The organism is Bacillus sp. FSL R5-0576, from assembly GCF_038004765.1.
In the GTDB taxonomy this organism is placed as follows: domain Bacteria; phylum Bacillota; class Bacilli; order Bacillales; family Bacillaceae; genus Bacillus; species Bacillus subtilis.
On the sequence record NZ_JBBORU010000001.1, the window covers coordinates 1,459,411 to 1,480,497 of the forward strand.

Consider the following 21,087-nt stretch of genomic DNA (forward strand, 5'->3'; position numbering starts at 1 on the left):
TGTTACTGAATAATGGAGCTTAAAAAGATTTTTCATATGGAAAAAAATCATGAATATGATAACTACGTATGTCGTTTGAAAGAAACAGGAGGAGAATAGGACAATGCTTGAGCAAGTCATTCTGTTTACAATTTTAATGGGGTTTTTAATTAGTGTTCTGCTCTCTCCGATTCTTATTCCGTTTTTAAGAAGATTAAAATTCGGCCAGAGTATTAGAGAAGAAGGACCGAAATCACATCAGAAAAAATCAGGGACACCGACAATGGGCGGGGTCATGATCATACTTTCTATCATAGTGACAACAATTGTTATGACACAGAAGTTTTCAGAAATAAGCCCCGAAATGGTGCTGCTTCTGTTTGTTACGCTAGGCTACGGTTTGCTTGGCTTTTTAGATGATTACATCAAGGTTGTCATGAAGCGCAATCTTGGGTTGACATCAAAGCAAAAGCTGATCGGACAAATTATTATTGCAGTTGTATTTTACGCTGTGTATCATTACTACAATTTTGCGACGGATATTCGCATTCCTGGAACTGACTTATCATTTGATCTTGGCTGGGCTTACTTTATCCTTGTGCTCTTTATGCTAGTCGGCGGATCAAACGCAGTTAACCTGACTGACGGCCTTGACGGGTTATTATCCGGTACTGCGGCGATTGCCTTTGGCGCCTTTGCCATTCTGGCATGGAATCAGTCTCAATATGACGTAGCGATTTTCTCAGTTGCCGTTGTCGGTGCAGTTCTGGGCTTCCTTGTATTTAATGCTCATCCGGCCAAAGTTTTTATGGGAGATACGGGATCGCTTGCATTGGGAGGAGCCATCGTTACCATTGCCATTTTAACGAAATTAGAGATCCTGCTGGTTATCATCGGCGGTGTATTCGTTATCGAGACATTATCCGTTATTTTGCAGGTCATCAGCTTTAAAACGACAGGTAAACGAATCTTTAAAATGAGTCCGCTTCATCACCATTATGAGCTTGTCGGCTGGTCTGAATGGAGAGTAGTCGTGACGTTTTGGGCTGCGGGACTTTTGCTTGCCGTTTTAGGAATTTACATCGAGGTGTGGTTATAAGTGGAAAATGATCAATTTTTACAGAAACAGCATTTTTTAATCCTTGGGCTTGCGAAAAGCGGATATGCGGCGGCCTCCATTCTTCATGAAAAAGGCATTTATGTTGCAGTCAATGATCAAAAGCCTTTTGAAGAAAATGAACCGGCACAAAAGCTTTCTGAAAAAGGAATCGAAGTTGTTTGCGGAGAGCATCCAGTTTCTCTGTTCGATCAGCATCAAATCACGATTCTGATCAAAAACCCGGGAATTCCTTATGAAAATATCATGGTTCAGGAAGCAGAGAAACGAGGCATTCCGGTTTGGACGGAAATTGAGCTCGCTTACTACCTGACCAGCGCCAAGTTTATCGGGATTACCGGATCGAACGGTAAAACGACCACGACAACGCTAATTTACGAAATGCTCAAGGCTGACTCGCAAAAAGCACTGATTGCCGGAAACATCGGCACAGTCGCAAGTGAGGTTGCCTATCATGCTGATGGAGATGAATGGATCGTTACCGAACTGTCTTCGTTTCAGCTGATGGGAACACACGCTTTCAGACCGGAAATCAGCCTGATTTTAAATGTATTTGACGCCCATCTGGATTATCACCATACGCGCGAAAACTATGAAAAAGCGAAACAGAAAGTGTACCTTCATCAGACTGCTTCAGATAAAGCCATTGTCAACCAGGATGATGAAACCGTCGTGCGTCTTGCTGAAGCCGGAAAAGCCGAAATCGTCCCATTTTCAGTCAGCAAAACGCTTGAACAGGGCGCATATGTAAAAGACAGTATGATTATGTTTAACGGCGAAGCCATTCTTCCTCTGGAAGAGGTTGTACTGCCCGGTGCTCATAACCTGGAGAACATTTTAGCAGCTATTGCAGTTGTGAAAACGGCAGGAGCATCCAATGAGGCGGTTAAAAAGGTGCTGACAAGCTTTACTGGTGTGAAGCACCGCCTCCAATATGTCACAACTGTGAATGGCCGCAAATTTTATAACGACAGTAAAGCAACAAACATTCTGGCGACAAGCAAGGCGCTTTCAGCTTTTGATAAGCCGGTCATTCTGCTTGCGGGCGGACTGGATCGCGGAAATGGTTTTGATGACTTGAAACCTTATATGAAGCATGTCAAAGCAGTGCTTACATTTGGCCAGACAGCGCCAAAACTCGAGAAACTCGGCAATGAACTGGGAATACAACATGTCAAACGTGTCGATAATGTTGAACAAGCAGTATCTGCGGCGTTTGCGATCTCAAATGAAGGAGATGTCATCCTGCTGTCACCCGCGTGTGCGAGCTGGGATCAATTCAAAACATTTGAAGAACGCGGTGACATGTTTATAGATGCCGTGCATATGCTTAAGTAAGGGCTTGTCTTGAAGTAAATCGGCAGCCCTAATGACTTTAAGCTTGGGGTGTCGATTGCTTTGACTACTAAAAAAACATCGCCTGATTTGTTATTGGTCATCATTACGTTATTATTATTAACAATCGGATTAATTATGGTGTACAGTGCGAGTGCGGTATGGGCGGATTATAAATTTGACGACTCATTCTTTTTCGCGAAACGGCAGCTTTTGTTTGCGGGAATCGGCGTCATTGCTATGTTTTTTATCATGAATGTCGATTATTGGACTTGGAGGACATGGTCCAAATTGCTGATGGTTATCTGCTTTTTCCTTCTGGTGCTTGTTTTGATACCAGGCGTCGGAATGGTGCGGAACGGTTCAAGAAGCTGGATCGGAGTCGGTGCATTCAGCATACAGCCTTCAGAGTTTATGAAGCTTGCGATGATTGCATTCCTTGCTAAATTTCTCTCTGAAAAACAAAAAAACATCACATCGTTCAGACGGGGGTTCGTCCCCGCACTTGGCATCGTGTTTTCAGCATTTTTGATTATCATGTGCCAGCCTGACCTCGGAACGGGGACAGTTATGGTCGGAACTTGTATTGTCATGATTTTTGTAGCCGGCGCACGGATCGCCCATTTCGTCTTTCTCGGGCTGATCGGCCTCAGCGGATTTGTCGGGCTCGTACTATCGGCTCCATATCGGATAAAGCGGATTACCTCATACTTAAATCCATGGGAAGACCCGCTCGGAAGCGGATTTCAGATCATTCAATCGCTTTATGCAGTGGGGCCCGGCGGGTTGTTCGGAATGGGGCTCGGACAAAGCAGACAGAAATTCTTTTATCTGCCTGAGCCGCAAACAGACTTTATTTTCGCCATCTTGTCAGAGGAGCTGGGCTTTATCGGGGGAACACTTATTTTGCTCCTCTTCAGCATCCTGCTGTGGAGAGGAATCAGAATTGCGCTTGGTGCGCCTGATCTGTACGGAAGCTTTGTCGCAGTCGGCATTATTTCAATGATTGCCATTCAAGTCATGATAAATATCGGCGTAGTCACGGGCCTGATTCCTGTAACAGGCATCACGCTCCCGTTTCTGAGCTACGGAGGCTCTTCATTGACTCTAATGCTGATGGCAGTTGGTGTGCTGCTGAATGTAAGCCGCTACTCGAGGTATTAACGAATGTATGTCCAAGCTTCCTGTCTAACATGAAGCTTGGAAACAATTGATGCGATAACCCTGTCCAACAAAACAGGGTTATCGTTATGTTATAGAGAAACTTAGACTGGGGGAAAAGAAATGCGAATTGCAATAAGCGGAGGCGGTACAGGGGGACATATTTATCCTGCGCTTGCTTTTATTAAAGAAGTGCAAAGACGTCATCCTAATGTGGAATTTTTATATATCGGAACAGAAAACGGGCTGGAGAAAAAAATTGTTGAGCGGGAGAATATACCGTTTCGTTCAATTGAAATTACAGGATTTAAAAGAAAATTGTCATTTGAAAATGTCAAGACTGTGATGCGTTTTCTGAAGGGCGTCAAAAAGAGTAAATCGTATTTAGCGGAATTTAAGCCCGATGCCGTAATTGGAACGGGCGGTTATGTATGCGGGCCAGTTGTCTATGCCGCTGCGAAAATGGGAATTCCGACTATTGTCCATGAACAAAACAGCCTGCCGGGTATCACGAATAAGTTTCTTTCAAAATATGTTAATAAAGTAGCGATTTGTTTTGAAGAAGCGAAATCACATTTTCCTAGCGAGAAAGTTGTATTTACGGGAAACCCGAGAGCCTCTGAAGTCGTCTCAATAAAGACGGGACGATCAATGGCTGAATTTGGGCTTTCTGAAGACAAAAAAACGGTCTTAATTTTCGGCGGAAGCCGAGGCGCTGCACCGATTAACCGCGCTGTCATTGACATGCAGGATGCGCTGAAAACAAGAGACTATCAAGTGCTGTATATCACCGGTGAAGTTCACTATGAAAAAGTAATGAATGAGCTGAAAAGCAAGGGTGCCGCTGATAATATGGTCACAAAGCCGTTTCTTCATCAAATGCCTGAGTATTTAAAGGCCATTGATGTCATTGTGGCCAGAGCCGGTGCGACAACGATTGCCGAAATTACTGCTCTCGGAATCCCAAGTGTTCTGATCCCGAGTCCATATGTGACAGCGAATCACCAGGAGGTCAATGCGAGATCTCTCGGCCAGCATGATGCGGCGATTGTACTGAAAGAAACAGAGCTCAGCGGGGAGAAGCTGATTGAAGCGCTAGACCGGATTGTACTGAATGAGCAAACGTTAAAGGAAATGAGCGAACGAACAAAGTCACTCGGTGTTCCTGACGCGGCTGCCCGTTTATACAGCGTACTCGAGGAATTAAAAAAATAGTAGAAAAGCAAATGGAATGCGGAGGTTTACGATGGAGAAAGTGATACAGGAATTAAAAGAACGCGAAGTCGGCAAGGTTCTTGCAAATGAACCGCTCGCGAATCATACAACGATGAAAATCGGCGGACCTGCGGATGTATTGGTCATTCCAAGCAGTGTAGATGCTGTTAAAGACATCATGGACGTGATTAAAAAATATGATGTGAAGTGGACAGTCATCGGCCGCGGATCAAATCTTCTTGTTTTAGATGAAGGAATTAGAGGCGTAGTAATCAAGCTGGGTGCGGGTCTTGACCATTTGGAGCTTGAAGGGGAGCAAGTAACAGTCGGAGGCGGTTATTCAGTGGTCCGCCTTGCTACATCATTGAGCAAAAAAGGCCTGTCCGGTTTGGAATTTGCTGCCGGCATTCCAGGATCAGTCGGCGGAGCGGTTTATATGAATGCCGGCGCTCACGGTTCTGATATGAGCGAGATCCTCGTCAAAGCGCATATTTTATTTGAAGACGGAACGATTGAGTGGCTGACAAATGAGCAGATGGATTTCAGCTATAGGACATCTGTACTGCAAAAGAAACGCCCGGGCGTTTGCCTTGAAGCTGTTTTACAGCTGGAGCAGAAGGATAAGGAATCAATCGTTCAGCAAATGCAAAGCAATAAAGACTATAGAAAAAATACACAGCCGTATTCAAGCCCTTGTGCGGGAAGCATATTCAGAAATCCGCTTCCGAATCATGCCGGGAACCTTGTAGAAAAAGCAGGCTTGAAAGGATATCAAATCGGCGGTGCAAAGATATCGGAGATGCACGGAAACTTCATCGTCAATGCGGGGGGAGCATCAGCAAAAGATGTGCTTGATCTCATTGACCATGTGAAAAAGACAATCCGTGAAAAATACGAGATTGATATGCACACAGAGGTTGAAATCATCGGCGGAAATCGCTGATTCAAGTTCTGACTGAAGCTGTTCATATGATATACTGTAAGCAAACGACAAACGGCATCATAGTATGCCGTTTGTTTTGGAATAGACAGACTTTTAACAGCTGTTTCATTTGAATGAGGTGAACAGGCAATGAACCCGGGTCAAGACCGAGAAAAAATCGTTAACATTGAAGAGCGGATCCCTAAAATTAAAGAGCAGAGGAAACAAAAGGCAAACCGCCGTCTCATTTCATTTATTATGCTCTTTTTTATTATGGTGCTGATCATTGTGTACCTGCAAACACCAATCAGTAAAGTATCAACAATCTCTGTTACAGGGAATGAAAATGTATCAAAAAAGGAAATTATCGACCTTTCCGATATTAATAGCGGAGATACTGAGTTTTGGAGTTTGGACAAGCAAAAAACAGAAAAGAAGATTCAGCAAAATAAATTAGTGAAAAAAGCGGAGATCAGCAAATCGCTTCCTAATAAAATCAACATTGCAATCGAAGAATATAAAGCGATTGCTTATTTAGAAAAAGACGATGTGTACTATGAAGTGCTTGAAAACGGCTCAGTTCTGCCAAACGAAGTAACGCCAGATGATGCCGGACCGATTTTAGTGAATTGGACAAACGCGAAGAAGCGGTCTCAAATGGCCAAGCAGCTCGATGCGTTGTCAAATTCGTTAAAACAGTCGATTTCAGAAATTTATTATACGCCTGTAAAAATGGATGAAAACCGTATTAAGTTGTACATGAACGACGGTTATGTTGTTACTGCATCTATTAAAACGTTTGCAGACCGAATGAAGACGTATCCTTCTATCATCTCACAGCTAAGCAGCAATAAAAAAGGAATCATTCATTTAGAAGTTGCCACCTATTTTGAAGAGTTTGGAAAAAACGATAAAGCTGCTAAAAAGGAAGATGAAAATTGAGGGGCAAATCAGCAGTCCTTCTTTCCTTGATTATGCTTATCGCAGGCTTTTTGATTTCATTTTCTTTTCAAATGACAAAAGAAAACAACAAAAGCGCGGCTGAGACGGAAGAGTGGAAAAAAGAATATGCGCTGAGAGATGAACTTCTGAAACAAGAGAAAGAAAATAAGAAGCTTGAAAAAGAATTATATCAAAAGCAAAACAAAGTCCGCCAGGCGGAAAATAAGCTGAAGAAAGAGAAGACGGAATACTATAATGTCCTCGAAGATACAGAAAAATACAGGATGTATATTGGGGAAGTCGGTGTGCAGGGAGAAGGCGTTGAGGTGACATTGGAAGATGCGTCATACATACCTGAAGGGGAGAATGTGAATAGTTACATCGTTCACGAAAGCCATATCTTCCAAGTAGTAAACGAACTGTATATCTCAGGAGCGGCGGCTGTCGCCGTTAATGGGCAGCGTTTGACGCATGATTCGTATATCAAATGCAATGGTCCTGTGGTAACGGTAGACGGGGTGCAGCATCCCGCTCCGTTTACGGTATCCGCTATTGGAGATCCAGATGTCCTGCTGCCCTCGTTAAATATCGCAGGAGGCCTAATTGATCAGCTGTCAATGGATCATATTTCTGTTTCGGCAGAAAAAGAGAAAAATGTACAAATGAAACCGATTCTGAAAACGAAGGAATGACTGAAAAAGCGGGTGAAATAGATTGAAAATAAAGCGTTCCTTCATAAGCATCAGTGTGCTTATGGTCATCTTCGGCCTGATGATATCTGTTCAGTTTAATTCGTTAAAACACCCCAAAGTCCGGGATACAAGAGATATGTGGGATATTAGGGAAGAGCTGACATCAGAGCAGAAGAAGCAGGAAAAGCTGCTGGCTGAAATAAACAAATATGACAAACTGCTGAATAGCTATTCGCAAACGAAAGAAATGACAAAAGAAACCGCGCTAAATAATACCTTGCAATCCTTAAAAAAAACAGCCGGCATGACCGATATAACAGGTAGCGGAATTGTCATTACGATTTCCCCGCTTTTTTCTGAAAGCTTAACAGGAGAGCCGATCGAAAATCCGCCTCCGGATTTGCTGAAAAAGCTGATTAATGAACTCAACTCCTACGGTGCAGAGCATATCTCGATTAACGAGCGAAGAGTTGTGAATCATACAGTCATCAGAGATATAAACGGCACTACAAAAATAGACGGATACGCCCTTGACGATTATCCTTTAACAGTAAAAGTGCTTGCCAAAGATCCGGACATGTTACACAGCAGAGTGAAGGGGTCAGGCCTTGAGGATCTTTTTGCATCTGAAAATTTAGCATTAAAAGCCGGTAAATCTGAAAGCAAACTAACATTAAAAGCATATGACAGACCACTGGACGTACAACAGCTGAAACTGCTTAAAGACTGAAAAGGAGGAGAATTGTCATGTGGCTGCCCGTGTTGGGACTGGTGCTCGGAATAGCGATTGGACTAATGACAAACTTAACGATACCGAGTGAATACTCAAACTATTTATCGCTTGCGGTGCTTGCCGCACTTGATACATTAATCGGTGGAATCAGGGCGCATTTACAAGGTACATATGATGAAATGGTATTTGTTTCCGGTTTCTTTTTTAATATTATATTGGCAATAAGTTTAGCTTTTCTGGGAGTCCATCTTGGTGTAGACTTGTATTTAGCAGGTATATTCGCATTTGGAGTCAGATTATTTCAGAATATAGCCGTTATCAGAAGAAATCTACTAACAAAGTGGACTCTTTCTAAAAAAAATAAAAAAAATGTGATATAAAAGAGGATATACATAGGATATAACGAATATTTTCAATAAACATAAAATGTGAAAAGCACATAAAAATATTCTGTTGTTATTTTTTGTTACACACTTGTAAAGCCACATTCATTGTATTGTTGTTCCGCAAATAATAGAATAGAAATGATCGAAATGTGAGGAGGTGCCATAGAATGAACAACAATGAACTTTACGTCAGTCTTGACATCGGTACGTCCAATACAAAAGTGATCGTCGGAGAAATGACAGATGATTCCCTTAATATTATCGGTGTGGGAAATGTACCGTCTGAAGGGTTGAAAAAAGGCTCAATCGTTGATATAGATGAGACCGTTCATTCTATAAGAAAAGCGTTTGACCAAGCTGAAAGAATGGTAGGTTTTCCGCTTAGAAAAGCTATTGTCGGCGTTAATGGAAATTATATCAATATTCAAGATACAAACGGTGTTGTAGCAGTTTCCAGTGAAAATAAAGAAATTCAGGTTGAAGACGTACGCCGTGTCATGGAGGCGGCACAGGTTGTTTCAGTACCGCACGAACAGCTGATTGTCGATGTCATTCCTAAACAGTTTATCGTAGATGGAAGAGATGAAATCACCGACCCGAAAAAAATGCTGGGGGTGCGTTTAGAAGTAGAGGGCACCTTGATCACCGGTTCAAAAACAATCTTACATAATTTACTCCGCTGCGTTGAAAGAGCTGGTATTGAAATAACTGATATTTGCCTTCAGCCGCTGGCAGCCGGTTCTGCTGCATTATCAAAGGACGAGAAAAACCTTGGTGTGGCTCTCATTGATATAGGGGGAGGGTCAACAACCATTGCCGTATTCCAGAACGGACATCTCACTTCTACCCGTGTCATTCCTCTCGGAGGCGAAAATATCACCAAAGATATCTCCATCGGATTGAGAACGTCAACAGAAGAAGCAGAACGCGTGAAAAAGCAATTTGGACATGCCTACTATGACGAAGCCTCGGAAGATGAAATATTTGAGGTAACCGTTATAGGCACCAATCAAAAACAAACATTTACACAGCAAGAAGCAGCGAATATCATTGAAGCGAGAGTAGAAGAAATTCTTGAAATTGTTTCAGAAGAGCTTCGCAGTATGGGAATTACCGATCTGCCGGGAGGCTTCGTGCTGACAGGAGGACAAGCAGCTATGCCGGGTGTCATGTCTTTGGCACAGGATGTGCTGCAAAACAATGTCAGAGTGGCAAGCCCGAATTATATCGGTGTAAGAGATCCTCAATATATGACGGGAGTGGGCCTGATCCAATTCGCCTGCCGGAATGCAAGAATCCAAGGCAGAAAAATAGGCTTTAAGATGCCTGAAGAAGCGATACAGGAAATCGCAGTCTCATCATCTGAGGAACAAGAGCAGCATCATCACCAAAATGAGGTGCAGCAGCGGCCAAAAGGAAAACAAAAAACACAAGCCGAACATAATAAACAGAGCAAAATGAAAAAACTATTAAGCATGTTTTGGGAATAGATAGATAGTCATTCGGCAGATTAGGAGGATTTAGCATGTTGGAGTTCGAAACAAACATAGACGGCTTAGCATCAATTAAAGTAATCGGAGTAGGAGGCGGCGGAAACAACGCCGTTAACCGAATGATTGAAAATGAAGTGCAAGGAGTAGAGTATATCGCGGTAAACACGGACGCTCAAGCTCTTAACCTGTCAAAAGCAGAAGTGAAAATGCAAATCGGCGCAAAGCTGACTAGAGGATTGGGAGCAGGTGCGAATCCGGAAGTCGGGAAAAAAGCCGCTGAAGAAAGCAAAGAGCAGATTGAAGAAGCACTTAAAGGTGCTGACATGGTATTCGTGACAGCTGGTATGGGCGGCGGAACAGGAACAGGTGCCGCACCGGTTATCGCACAAATCGCGAAAGACTTAGGCGCATTAACTGTCGGCGTTGTGACAAGACCGTTTACCTTCGAAGGACGCAAAAGACAGCTTCAGGCTGCAGGCGGAATCTCGGCAATGAAAGAAGCGGTGGATACACTGATCGTGATCCCGAACGACCGTATCCTTGAAATTGTTGATAAAAACACACCGATGCTTGAAGCATTCCGTGAAGCGGATAACGTACTTCGCCAAGGGGTTCAAGGTATTTCTGACTTGATTGCTACACCTGGTCTTATCAACCTTGACTTTGCTGATGTGAAAACAATCATGTCAAACAAAGGATCTGCTTTGATGGGTATCGGTATTGCTACTGGGGAAAATCGCGCGGCAGAGGCAGCAAAAAAAGCAATTTCCAGCCCGCTTCTTGAAGCGGCCATTGACGGTGCGCAAGGTGTCCTCATGAACATCACTGGGGGAACTAACCTCAGCCTATATGAGGTTCAGGAAGCAGCAGACATTGTCGCTTCGGCATCTGATCAAGACGTAAACATGATTTTCGGTTCTGTTATTAATGAAAATCTAAAAGATGAGATTGTGGTGACAGTGATTGCAACCGGCTTTATCGAACAAGAGAAGGACGTGACGAAGCCTCAGCGTCCAAGCTTAAATCAAAGCATCAAAACACACAACCAAAGTGTTCCGAAGCGTGAGCCAAAACGTGAGGAGCCTCAGCAGCAGAATACAGTAAGCCGTCATACTTCACAGCCGGCTGATGATACGCTTGACATCCCGACATTCTTAAGAAACCGTAATAAACGCGGCTAATGTAAAGGACAAAATCGTTTTCGATTTTGTCCTTTTTTGTTTTTCTCTTCACACTTTCCTTCTTATAAAGTCTTTTTCCCTATTGCTTCCTTCGCTTAGTAACAAAACAGATAATTAGACCTATTTATTTTTGTGACATTTTTATCATTTTCATATATATGGAAATTGAATGACATGAAACGACAATATCTGTAATTCAGATTGTCTACAGTTAATATACAGCGATGTTCTGACAAACCATTCATTATTAAAAGGAGGGACGACACTTTTTTTAAAAAGCATGTTGAAAAAGGGGGATGAAAATGAAGAAAAAAACGAAAAACAGACTCATCAGCTCTGTTTTAAGTACAGTTGTCATCAGTTCACTGCTGTTTCCGGGAGCAGCCGGGGCAAGCAGTAAAGTCACCTCACCTTCTGTTAAAAAGGAGCTTCAATCTGCGGAATCCATTCAAAACAAGATTTCGAGTTCATTAAAGAAAAGCTTTAAAAAGAAAGAAAAAACGACTTTTCTGATTAAATTTAAAGATCAGGCTAACACAGAAAAAGCGGCAAAAGCGGCTGTTAAAAAAGCGAAATCGAAGAAGCTGTCTGCCGCTAAGGCGGAATATCAAAAGCGTTCTGCTGTTGTGTCATCTTTAAAAGTCACAGCCGATGAATCCCAGCAAGATGTCCTAAAATACTTGAACACCCAGAAAGATAAAGGAAATGCAGACCAAATTCATTCTTATTATGTGGTGAACGGGATTGCTGTTCATGCCTCAAAAGAGGTTATGGAAAAAGTGGCGCAGTTTCCCGAAGTGGAAAAGGTGCTTCCTAATGAGAAACGGCAGCTTTTTAAGTCATCCTCCCCATTTAATATGAAAAAAGCACAGAAAGCTATTAAAGCAACTGACGGTGTGGAATGGAATGTAGACCAAATCGATGCCCCAAAAGCTTGGGCACTTGGATATGATGGAACTGGCACGGTTGTTGCGTCCATTGATACCGGGGTGGAATGGAATCATCCGGCATTAAAAGAGAAATATCGCGGATATAATCCGGAAAATCCTAATGAGCCTGAAAATGAAATGAACTGGTATGATGCCGTAGCAGGAGAAGCAAGCCCTTATGATGATTTGGCTCATGGAACCCATGTGACAGGCACGATGGTGGGCTCTGAACCTGATGGAACAAATCAAATCGGTGTAGCGCCTGGCGCAAAATGGATTGCTGTTAAAGCGTTCTCTGAAGATGGCGGCACTGATGCTGACATTTTGGAAGCTGGTGAATGGGTTTTAGCACCAAAGGACGCGGAAGGAAATCCCCACCCGGAAATGGCTCCTGATGTTGTCAATAACTCATGGGGAGGGGGCTCTGGACTTGATGAATGGTACAGAGACATGGTCAATGCCTGGCGTGCGGCCGATATTTTCCCAGAGTTTTCAGCGGGGAATACGGATCTCTTTATTCCCGGCGGGCCTGGTTCTATCGCAAATCCGGCAAACTATCCAGAATCGTTTGCAACTGGAGCGACTGATATCAATAAAAAGCTCGCTGACTTTTCTCTTCAAGGGCCATCTCCATATGATGAAACAAAGCCGGAAATATCTGCACCGGGCGTAAATATTCGTTCATCCGTTCCCGGTCAGACATATGAGGATGGATGGGACGGCACATCAATGGCAGGGCCGCATGTATCCGCTGTTGCTGCACTGCTAAAACAGGCGAATGCCTCACTTTCTGTTGATGAGATGGAGGATATATTAACCAGCACGGCTGAACCGCTCACGGATTCAACATTTCCTGATTCACCGAATAACGGATATGGCCATGGTCTGGTGAATGCTTTTGATGCTGTATCCGCTGTTACAGATGGTTTAGGGAAAGCGGAAGGACAAGTTTCTGTAGAGGGGGATGACCAAGAGCCTCCTGTCTATCAGCATGAGAAAGTAACTGAAGCCTATGAAGGCGGCAGCCTGCCATTGACATTGACAGCTGAAGACAATGTGAGTGTGACGTCTGTAAAGCTGTCCTACAAGCTTGATCAAGGTGAATGGACAGAAATAACGGCTAAACGAATCAGCGGTGATCATCTAAAAGGAACGTATCAGGCAGAGATCCCAGATATAAAAGGAACTAAACTAAGCTATAAGTGGATGATTCACGATTTTGGCGGTCATGTGGTTTCGTCTGACATATACGATGTAACAGTGAAACCAAGCATCACGGCGGGATATAAGCAGGACTTTGAAACTGCACCCGGCGGCTGGGTTGCGAGCGGAACAAATAATAACTGGGAATGGGGAGTTCCGTCAACTGGCCCAAATACAGCAGCATCCGGAGAAAAAGTATATGGAACGAATTTGACAGGAAATTATGCCAACTCAGCAAACATGAACCTTGTTATGCCTCCTGTTAAAGTACCTGATTCAGGAAGTTTGTTTCTTCAATTTAAAAGCTGGCACAATTTAGAGGATGATTTTGATTACGGCTACGTTTTTGTTCTTCCGGAAGGTGAAAAGAATTGGGAGCAGGCTGGTGTCTATAACGGAAAGACATCAAGCTGGACGGAAGAAGAAATTGATTTATCGGCTTATAAAGGCCAAAACATTCAAGTGATGTTTAACCTTCAATCAGATGAAAGCATTGCAAAAGAGGGCTGGTACATTGATGATGTAGTGCTTTCTGACAAATCAGCCGGAAAAACAGTCAAAAAGAATAAGCTGGGCGTCGAAAAGCCGTCTGGAAAGCAAAAGAAAAAGCCAGTAAATCCGAAAAAGGCTAAGCCATCTGCAAACACAGCGGTAAAACATCAGAACAAGGCTATACAGCCTCAAGTTTTGCCGCTCAGGGCACAAGTCAGTGTAGTGGAAACAGGAAAATCAACATATTCAGATCAATCCACAGGGCAGTACACGCTGAAGCACAAAGCGGGAGACTATACGCTTATGGCAGAAGCATATGGTTATCAGTCGAAAACACAAAAAGTGTCTTTAAAGACGGATCAGACGACACAAGCTAATTTTACGTTAGAAGAGATGAAGAAGGGCACATTAAAAGGCACGGTCATCAATAAAACGACAGGAGAGCCGGTAAAAGGCGCTTCCGTTTATGTTGTAGAGGATGCTGCGGTGGAACCGGCTATGACAAACGATAAAGGTGAATATACGCTGGAGGCCTATGAAGGCGCTTATACGATTAAAGTCGCTGCACCGGGTTATTACAGTGATGAATTTTCCGTTGAGTTAAAAGGTGATGTTACAAAAGAAACTGCATTGAAGCCTTTCGTCGGTTATCCGGGTGAAATTGCATATGATGACGGAACAGCGGAGAATGCCAATTCCTATTTTGCTGCCGGTAACGGATGGGCGGTAAAAATGACGCTGGCTGACGGCAAGGACAAAGGCATGCTTACAGGAGGGCTGTTCAGATTCTGGGATACAGAGTTCCCAGATCCAGGCGGTACAGAGTTTAAGGTTGAGGTATATGATGCTACAGGAAAAGACGGAGCACCGGGCAAGAAAATTGCCGGGCCATTTAACGCTGAAGCTCTTCGCAATGGCGAGTGGACTAAGGTAGATCTCAGTTCAAAAGGGATTATGGTCGATAAAGACTTTTATCTCGTATATATCCAGTCGAAACCTGACCCGTATTCACCTGGACTGGCAATGGATGAAACCGGCAAGAATTCCGGCCGCAACTGGCAGTATATAGGTGGACAATGGGAGCCGGGTGACGAAGCAGACGGCAACTATATGATTCGCGCATTAGTTAATTATGAAGCTGCTGTACCTGAGATTACTTCACCGACAGACAAATCATACACAAATAAGGATAGCGTCACTGTAAAAGGAAACGCTTCTCCTGGTACAACGGTACACATTTATAATGGAGAGAAAGAGGCAGGAGAAACGAAAGCTGCTGCGGATGGCACGTTCCATGCAGGCATCACACTCAACAAGGGTGAAAATGAGCTGACGGCAACTGCAGCAACTGACAACGGAACAACAGATGCCTCCAGCCCAATCACGGTCACGCTTGATCAAGAAAAGCCTGAGTTAACGCTGGACACTCCAAAGGATGGCGGGAAAACAAATAAAGAAACGCTGACTGTCAAAGGGGCTGTATCCGATGACAATCTGAAAGACGTCAAGGTGAATGGCAAAAAAGCAACAATAACCGATGGTTCATACTCAGCCCGGATTCTTTTGGAGAATGGAAGCAATGAAATCAAGGTGATTGCTACAGACTTAGCAGGCAACAAAACGACGAAAAAGGCTGTCATTGATGTCAATTTTGATAAGCCTGTCATTTCCGGCTTAATTCCGGGAGAGGATAAAAACTTAAAAGCCGGTGAATCTGTGAAAATCGCTTTCTCAAGCGCTGAGGATTTAGATGCAACGTTTATCATTCGTATGCCGCTGACCAATGCAAGAGCGAGTGTGCAAAATGCCACCGAACTCCCGTTAAGAGAAATTTCTCCGGGAAGATATGAAGGCTATTGGACAGCCACTTCTTCTATTAAAGCAAAAGGAGCAAAAGTAGAAGTGATCGTACGAGATGATTATGGAAATGAAACAAGAAAAACTGCGAATGGAAAACTTAATATCAACACAGAAAATTAAGTGGAAAAAAAGCTGCCGTCATTGGCAGCTTTTTTATATATCCTCTCATTACACTTCCTCGACAAATTAAGCAGATTTCCCTGAAAAATTGTATTTTCCTCTCAACATTAATTGACAGACTTTCCCACAGAGCTTGCTTTATACTTATGAAGCAAGAAGGGGAACAGCGTGAGGCAAGAAAGAAAGGAGTCAGATGTGAAAATCTATTTAGATGTCATTTGGCTGTTAAACTTTTGTTTTGATGCACTTTTGCTTTTGCTCACGGCATTTATTTTAAAAAGGCATGTAAAAAAAAGAAGACTGGTAGGCGGAGCGTTCATCGGTTCCAGTATTGTCCTTTTGATGTTTACTCCTTTTTCGCCGATTGTTGAACATCCGGCTGGGAAGCTAGCTTTTTCAGTTGTGATTGTGGTGGTGACATTTGGCTTTAAAAGATTTCGGTTTTTCTTTCAAAATTTGTTTTCCTTTTATTTTGCCACTTTTTTAATGGGGGGAGGAATTATAGGAGCCCATTCTTTGCTGCAGTCAAATTCTATTGTTCAAAACGGTGTCATGATTACCAATCAAACAGGGTTTGGAGACCCGATCAGCTGGCTGTTTATTGTTGGTGGCTTTCCAGCATTATGGTTTTTTTCTAAAAGAAGAATTGAAGATATTGAAACAAAAAACATTCAATATGAGGAACGAGTCAGCGTGCAGGCAGATTTGGGCAGCCAAACACTTCATGTCAGAGGCCTGATTGATTCCGGTAATCAGCTGTACGATCCTCTTACAAAAACACCGGTAATGATCATTTACATTGATAAACTGGAGCCGATTTTCGGAACAGCCGAAACGATGATCATTCGAAACACAGACCCATTGGAAGCCATCGAACAGCTCGATGATTCCTTTCGCTTTTTAGATAAAATGAGGTTGATTCCATACAGGGGAGTTGGTCAGCAAAATCAATTTTTATTATGCGTTAAACCGGATCACGTAACGATTATGACAAAAGAAGAAATGATCTCTGCAGATAAATGTTTAATCGGCATCAGCACAACAAAGCTGTCGGCAGATGGAGAGTTTGACGCGATTATTCATCCGAAAATGCTTTCGGGCAAGGCTGTCAAACACGTTTCATAATGTTCGCAAATGTCCGTTACTTATCATACTCAAACGGCGTGACATTTAGAAGGGAGAGGAAGATGAAAAAACTGAAATTACGGTTGACGCACCTCTGGTATAAGCTGCTGATGAAACTTGGGCTGAAAAGTGATGAAGTCTATTACATAGGCGGGAGTGAAGCCCTGCCGCCTCCATTATCTAAAGATGAGGAGCAGGTTTTGTTAATGAAGCTCCCAAACGGCGATCAGGCGGCGCGCGCCATTCTAATTGAACGCAATTTGCGTCTGGTCGTATATATCGCCCGTAAATTTGAAAATACGGGAATTAATATAGAGGATTTAATCAGCATCGGTACCATCGGTCTAATCAAAGCTGTGAATACATTCAATCCAGAAAAGAAAATCAAGCTTGCTACCTATGCCTCCCGGTGTATAGAAAATGAAATCCTGATGTATTTAAGAAGAAATAACAAAATCCGTTCAGAGGTTTCCTTTGATGAACCGCTTAATATTGATTGGGACGGCAATGAGCTTTTGCTTTCTGATGTGCTCGGCACTGACGATGACATCATCACTAAAGACATAGAAGCTAACGTCGATAAAAAGCTTTTGAAAAAAGCGCTTGAACAGCTTAATGAGAGAGAAAAGCAAATCATGGAGCTGCGGTTTGGGCTTGTCGGTGAAGAAGAAAAAACCCAAAAGGATGTAGCGGATATGATGGGGATTTCTCAGTCTTATATTTCGCGGCTTGAGAAAAGAATTATAAAAAGATTGAGAAAAGAGTTCAACAAAATGGTGTAAAAAAATTTATGGTTAGAACCCCTTGATTTTACAGGGATTTCCTGATTTCGACAGTTTTTCGGTCTGAGTGCAGTGCATATTTTTCCCACCCAAGGAGATACTTAACGTTGTACAGCAGCTCCTGTAGGGAGGGAAAAAAGTGTCGAGAAATAAAGTCGAAATCTGCGGGGTGGATACCTCCAAATTACCAGTACTCAAGAATGAAGAGATGAGAAAGCTGTTTAGACAGCTGCAGGATGAAGGCGATGATTCAGCAAGAGAAAAGCTTGTAAACGGGAACTTGCGTCTTGTCTTAAGTGTCATTCAACGATTTAATAACAGAGGGGAGTATGTTGATGACTTATTTCAAGTCGGCTGCATCGGACTAATGAAATCCATTGATAATTTTGACCTAAGCCACAATGTTAAGTTTTCAACATACGCTGTACCTATGATTATCGGAGAGATCCGCAGGTATTTACGCGATAATAACCCGATCCGTGTCTCAAGATCACTCCGGGACATCGCTTACAAGGCGCTTCAGGTAAGAGAGCGGTTAATCAGTGAGACAAGCAAGGAGCCGACTGCAGAAGACATCGCAAAAGTTCTTGAAGTACCGCATGAGGAAATTGTATTTGCGCTTGATGCCATCCAGGATCCGGTTTCTCTATTTGAACCGATCTATAACGACGGCGGAGACCCGATCTATGTGATGGACCAAATCAGTGATGAGCGTAATACAGATTCACAATGGATTGAAGAGCTGGCTTTAAAAGAGGGCATGAGAAGGCTGAACGATAGGGAAAAAATGATTTTGAGAAAGCGATTCTTCCAAGGGAAAACCCAAATGGAAGTCGCCGAGGAAATCGGAATTTCCCAGGCGCAGGTGTCCAGACTTGAAAAAGCGGCTATCAAACAAATGAATAAAAATATTCATCAATAATGAAAAGCCTTTAAAACGATGTTGTTTTAAAGGCTTTTCTATTGATTACGGATGGTTTACGTTTTGGAAAAAGTAAGGTATCCTAGTTCGTACAAAGTTTTATGAAAATTAAAACAATTATAAAAGGCAATAAAGAGGAGGACCACGATGATTTTGCAGCTTGACAATGTCTCACTAAAACGGAATGGGAAATGGATACTGAGAGATATTCATTGGAAGGTGGAAGAAAAGGAAAATTGGGTGCTTTACGGCCTAAATGGCGCCGGGAAGACAGCGCTGTTAAATATGCTTTGTTCATATTATTTTCCAACATCAGGCGAGATGCAGGTGCTTGGCCATGAATTTGGCAAAACAGAGCTTGGGGAAAAGCTCAGACGTAAAATTGGCCTCGTCTCAGCAGCTCTTCAGCAAAAATTGTATCCGGCAGATTCAGCCTTTGAAATTGCTTTGAGCGGAGCTTACGCTTCGATTGGGTTATATGAAACGCCAAGTAAGGAAACCAGGGAAAAAGCGATTGGTTTGTTAGAGGACTTGGGAGCAATTGAATATGCCGATCGCCGCTATGAAACCCTTTCTCAAGGGGAAAAACAAAGAGCGTTGATTGCTAGAGCACTAATGGCCGATCCGGAGTTGCTGATACTGGATGAACCAGTCACAGGGCTGGATTTTATTGCCCGGGAAAAGTTGTTAGATACGATTACATACATTGCAAACAAAGAAAATGCACCATCTATCCTTTATGTGACTCATCATGCTGAAGAAATTTTACCTGTCTTTGATAAAGCCCTTTTATTAAAACAGGGAGAGGTCTTTGGATCCGGAGAAATAAAGGAAATGCTTACTGATCAAATACTTTCCGCTTTTTTTGATATGCCAATCCATGTATTATGGAATCAGGATCGGCCGTTTTTAACAAGAGCTGAGCCGATAACGAATGCCTGACAAACATATATAGATTCATCCTAGGGGTGCTTTACGAAGCTGAGAGAGACTTTGTCTCAACCCTTTTGACCTGATCTGGATCATGCCAGCGGAGGGAAGCGGTGAAAAGCGGAGTACATCGGACTCCGTTTGTTTTTATTAAGCCGTTTCATCACATTTGAAACGGCTTTTTTGATTTTAAAGAATAGGAGCGGATTTACATTGGATCAACAAATAGACTCTTTGCAAAAAAAAGTGGAAGAACAAAAGGAGGAGCTTATTCAGCTTGCTAAAACACTGATTTCTTATCAAACACCCGCTCCGCCTGCAAGAAATACAGAGGGCATTCAGTCATGGATTGCGGGATTTTTAAATGAATTGGGATTCTCGATCGACAAATGGGATGTGTACCCTGGAGATCCCAATGTTGTCGGCAAGCTAAAGGGAACAGATTCAGCAGATTATTATAGCCTGATTATCAATGGTCATGTAGATGTGGCAGAGGTAAAAGAGGATGAAGAATGGAAGCACGATCCGTTTCATCCCATTGAAAAAAACGGTCTCTTAATCGGGCGAGGCGCTTCCGATATGAAGGGCGGAATGGCTTGTGTGCTGTTTGCTGTCAAATTATTTCGTGAAGCCGGCATTGAGCTTCCAGGTGATCTGATTCTGCAATCGGTTATTGGGGAGGAAGTTGGAGAGGCCGGCACACTTGAATGCTGCAAGAGGGGCTACCACGCTGATTTTGCAATTGTCGCGGATACGAGCGATATGCATATTCAAGGCCAAGGCGGTGTCATTACAGGCTGGATCGAAATCAAAAGCAGTCAAACATTTCATGATGGAACGAGACGGAATATGATTCATGCAGGCGGAGGAACATTCGGAGCAAGCGCAATTGAAAAAATGGCAAAAATCATTGCGGGGCTCGGTGAACTTGAGCGCCACTGGTCTATTATGAAAAGTTATCCCGGTTTTAAACCCGGCACAAATACGATTAACCCGGCAGTTATAGAAGGCGGCAGACATGCGGCTTTTATAGCGGACGGATGCCGGCTGTGGATCACAGTCCATTTTTATCCGAATGAAACCCATGACCAAGTGGCAGCGGAAATAGAAGATTACGTCAATCGGCTGAGTGACAGTGATATTTGGCTTAGGGAAAACCGCCCTGTATTCAAGTGGGGAGGCTCATCTATGATAGAAGACAGAGGAGAAATTTTTCCGGCATTGGAAGTTGACCCTGGCCACCCAGGCGTCTTAGCGCTAACTGCCTCTCATGAGAAAGTGAAACGGGAGTGTCCAATTATTGACGTTTCTCAATCAGTTACAGATGGCGGATGGCTGTATGATGCCGGTATTCCATGCGTAATATACGGTCCTGGAGATCTGCACAATGCACACTCTGTGAACGAGAAGGTATCGATTGAGCAGCTAGTAGAGTATACAAAAATTATACTCGATTTTATCATCAGCTGGTGCAGCCGGAAAAAAGAACAATGACATGAAAATTTCTTCTTGCTGACAAGGTTCAGCCTGCCCGTTCATATACTTGAACAAAAGGACGGAAAAAGGAC

Annotated in this window: 17 protein-coding genes and 1 riboswitch; all 17 genes read left to right on the forward strand. The window is 43.1% G+C overall.

Going from position 1 to position 21,087, the window contains the following annotated elements; translation table 11 throughout:
- Nucleotides 1–103: 103 nt before the first annotated feature.
- The 17 genes from mraY (at nt 104) to ylmB (ending at nt 21,013) form a co-directional block, all read left to right on the forward strand.
- Nucleotides 104–1,078 carry a phospho-N-acetylmuramoyl-pentapeptide-transferase gene (mraY, locus tag NX903_RS07595; RefSeq protein ID WP_003232192.1) on the forward strand — a complete coding sequence of 325 codons (975 nt, stop codon included), beginning with the start codon at nt 104–106 and terminating at the stop codon, nt 1,076–1,078.
- A complete protein-coding gene (gene murD, locus NX903_RS07600; protein ID WP_015383601.1) occupies nt 1,079–2,434 on the forward strand; it encodes a UDP-N-acetylmuramoyl-L-alanine--D-glutamate ligase in 1,356 nt (451 codons plus the stop codon).
- Between the two features lie 60 nt (nt 2,435–2,494).
- The gene (gene spoVE, locus NX903_RS07605; protein ID WP_086343817.1) at nt 2,495–3,595 is read left to right on the forward strand and encodes a stage V sporulation protein E; all 1,101 of its coding nucleotides are present in this window, start codon (nt 2,495–2,497) and stop codon (nt 3,593–3,595) included.
- Nucleotides 3,596–3,715: 120 nt separating this feature from the next.
- The gene (gene murG / locus NX903_RS07610) at nt 3,716–4,807 is read left to right on the forward strand and encodes an undecaprenyldiphospho-muramoylpentapeptide beta-N-acetylglucosaminyltransferase (protein ID WP_015383602.1); all 1,092 of its coding nucleotides are present in this window, start codon (nt 3,716–3,718) and stop codon (nt 4,805–4,807) included.
- A gap of 31 nt (nt 4,808–4,838) precedes the next feature.
- Nucleotides 4,839–5,750, forward strand: a complete 912-nt coding sequence (murB, locus tag NX903_RS07615; protein ID WP_003232182.1) for a UDP-N-acetylmuramate dehydrogenase — start codon at nt 4,839–4,841, stop codon at nt 5,748–5,750.
- A 129-nt stretch (nt 5,751–5,879) separates the two neighbouring features.
- Nucleotides 5,880–6,671: a cell division protein DivIB gene (divIB, locus tag NX903_RS07620; RefSeq protein ID WP_003232178.1), complete on the forward strand. Its 792-nt coding sequence runs from the start codon at nt 5,880–5,882 to the stop codon at nt 6,669–6,671.
- Nucleotides 6,668–7,363, forward strand: a complete 696-nt coding sequence (locus tag NX903_RS07625; protein ID WP_014476745.1) for a DUF881 domain-containing protein — start codon at nt 6,668–6,670, stop codon at nt 7,361–7,363. Before divIB ends, NX903_RS07625 begins: the two co-directional genes overlap by 4 nt.
- 22 nt (nt 7,364–7,385) lie before the next feature.
- Nucleotides 7,386–8,093, forward strand: a complete 708-nt coding sequence (locus NX903_RS07630; protein ID WP_009967184.1) for a DUF881 domain-containing protein — start codon at nt 7,386–7,388, stop codon at nt 8,091–8,093.
- A 17-nt stretch (nt 8,094–8,110) separates the two neighbouring features.
- Complete coding sequence (locus NX903_RS07635) at nt 8,111–8,476, forward strand: small basic family protein (RefSeq protein ID WP_003238683.1); 366 nt, start codon at nt 8,111–8,113, stop codon at nt 8,474–8,476.
- Between the two features lie 173 nt (nt 8,477–8,649).
- On the forward strand, nt 8,650–9,972 hold the full coding sequence (gene ftsA, locus NX903_RS07640; protein WP_003232169.1) for a cell division protein FtsA: 1,323 nt from the start codon (nt 8,650–8,652) through the stop codon (nt 9,970–9,972).
- A 35-nt stretch (nt 9,973–10,007) separates the two neighbouring features.
- Nucleotides 10,008–11,156, forward strand: a complete 1,149-nt coding sequence (ftsZ, locus tag NX903_RS07645) for a cell division protein FtsZ (RefSeq protein ID WP_003232167.1) — start codon at nt 10,008–10,010, stop codon at nt 11,154–11,156.
- Between the two features lie 302 nt (nt 11,157–11,458).
- Nucleotides 11,459–15,760, forward strand: coding sequence for a bacillopeptidase F (locus tag NX903_RS07650; RefSeq protein ID WP_086343818.1), 4,302 nt, complete (start codon nt 11,459–11,461; stop codon nt 15,758–15,760).
- Nucleotides 15,761–15,955: 195 nt separating this feature from the next.
- Nucleotides 15,956–16,885, forward strand: a complete 930-nt coding sequence (gene spoIIGA / locus NX903_RS07655) for a sigma-E processing peptidase SpoIIGA (RefSeq protein WP_003232163.1) — start codon at nt 15,956–15,958, stop codon at nt 16,883–16,885.
- 62 nt (nt 16,886–16,947) lie between these two features.
- The gene (sigE, locus tag NX903_RS07660; protein WP_003221446.1) at nt 16,948–17,667 is read left to right on the forward strand and encodes an RNA polymerase sporulation sigma factor SigE; all 720 of its coding nucleotides are present in this window, start codon (nt 16,948–16,950) and stop codon (nt 17,665–17,667) included.
- A gap of 139 nt (nt 17,668–17,806) precedes the next feature.
- A complete protein-coding gene (sigG, locus tag NX903_RS07665; protein WP_009967190.1) occupies nt 17,807–18,589 on the forward strand; it encodes an RNA polymerase sporulation sigma factor SigG in 783 nt (260 codons plus the stop codon).
- A gap of 147 nt (nt 18,590–18,736) precedes the next feature.
- On the forward strand, nt 18,737–19,531 hold the full coding sequence (locus NX903_RS07670) for an ABC transporter ATP-binding protein (RefSeq protein WP_086343819.1): 795 nt from the start codon (nt 18,737–18,739) through the stop codon (nt 19,529–19,531).
- 12 nt (nt 19,532–19,543) lie between these two features.
- Nucleotides 19,544–19,645: riboswitch (TPP riboswitch) on the forward strand.
- A gap of 87 nt (nt 19,646–19,732) precedes the next feature.
- Entirely contained in the window at nt 19,733–21,013 is a 1,281-nt protein-coding gene (ylmB, locus tag NX903_RS07675; protein ID WP_086344596.1) for an N-formyl-4-amino-5-aminomethyl-2-methylpyrimidine deformylase, read from the forward strand.
- Nucleotides 21,014–21,087 lie beyond the last annotated feature (74 nt).

Excerpts from the sequence above, each read along its gene's own strand:
- ftsZ (WP_003232167.1), top strand. The coding sequence starts at position 10,008 with ATGTTGGAGTTCGAAACAAACATAGACGGCTTAGCATCAATTAAAGTA.
- murG (WP_015383602.1), top strand. The coding sequence starts at position 3,716 with ATGCGAATTGCAATAAGCGGAGGCGGTACAGGGGGACATATTTATCCT.
- NX903_RS07670 (WP_086343819.1), top strand. The coding sequence starts at position 18,737 with ATGATTTTGCAGCTTGACAATGTCTCACTAAAACGGAATGGGAAATGG.
- mraY (WP_003232192.1), top strand. The coding sequence starts at position 104 with ATGCTTGAGCAAGTCATTCTGTTTACAATTTTAATGGGGTTTTTAATT.
- ftsA (WP_003232169.1), top strand. The coding sequence starts at position 8,650 with ATGAACAACAATGAACTTTACGTCAGTCTTGACATCGGTACGTCCAAT.
- sigE (WP_003221446.1), top strand. The coding sequence starts at position 16,948 with ATGAAAAAACTGAAATTACGGTTGACGCACCTCTGGTATAAGCTGCTG.
- divIB (WP_003232178.1), top strand. The coding sequence starts at position 5,880 with ATGAACCCGGGTCAAGACCGAGAAAAAATCGTTAACATTGAAGAGCGG.
- NX903_RS07635 (WP_003238683.1), top strand. The coding sequence starts at position 8,111 with ATGTGGCTGCCCGTGTTGGGACTGGTGCTCGGAATAGCGATTGGACTA.
- murB (WP_003232182.1), top strand. The coding sequence starts at position 4,839 with ATGGAGAAAGTGATACAGGAATTAAAAGAACGCGAAGTCGGCAAGGTT.
- NX903_RS07650 (WP_086343818.1), top strand. The coding sequence starts at position 11,459 with ATGAAGAAAAAAACGAAAAACAGACTCATCAGCTCTGTTTTAAGTACA.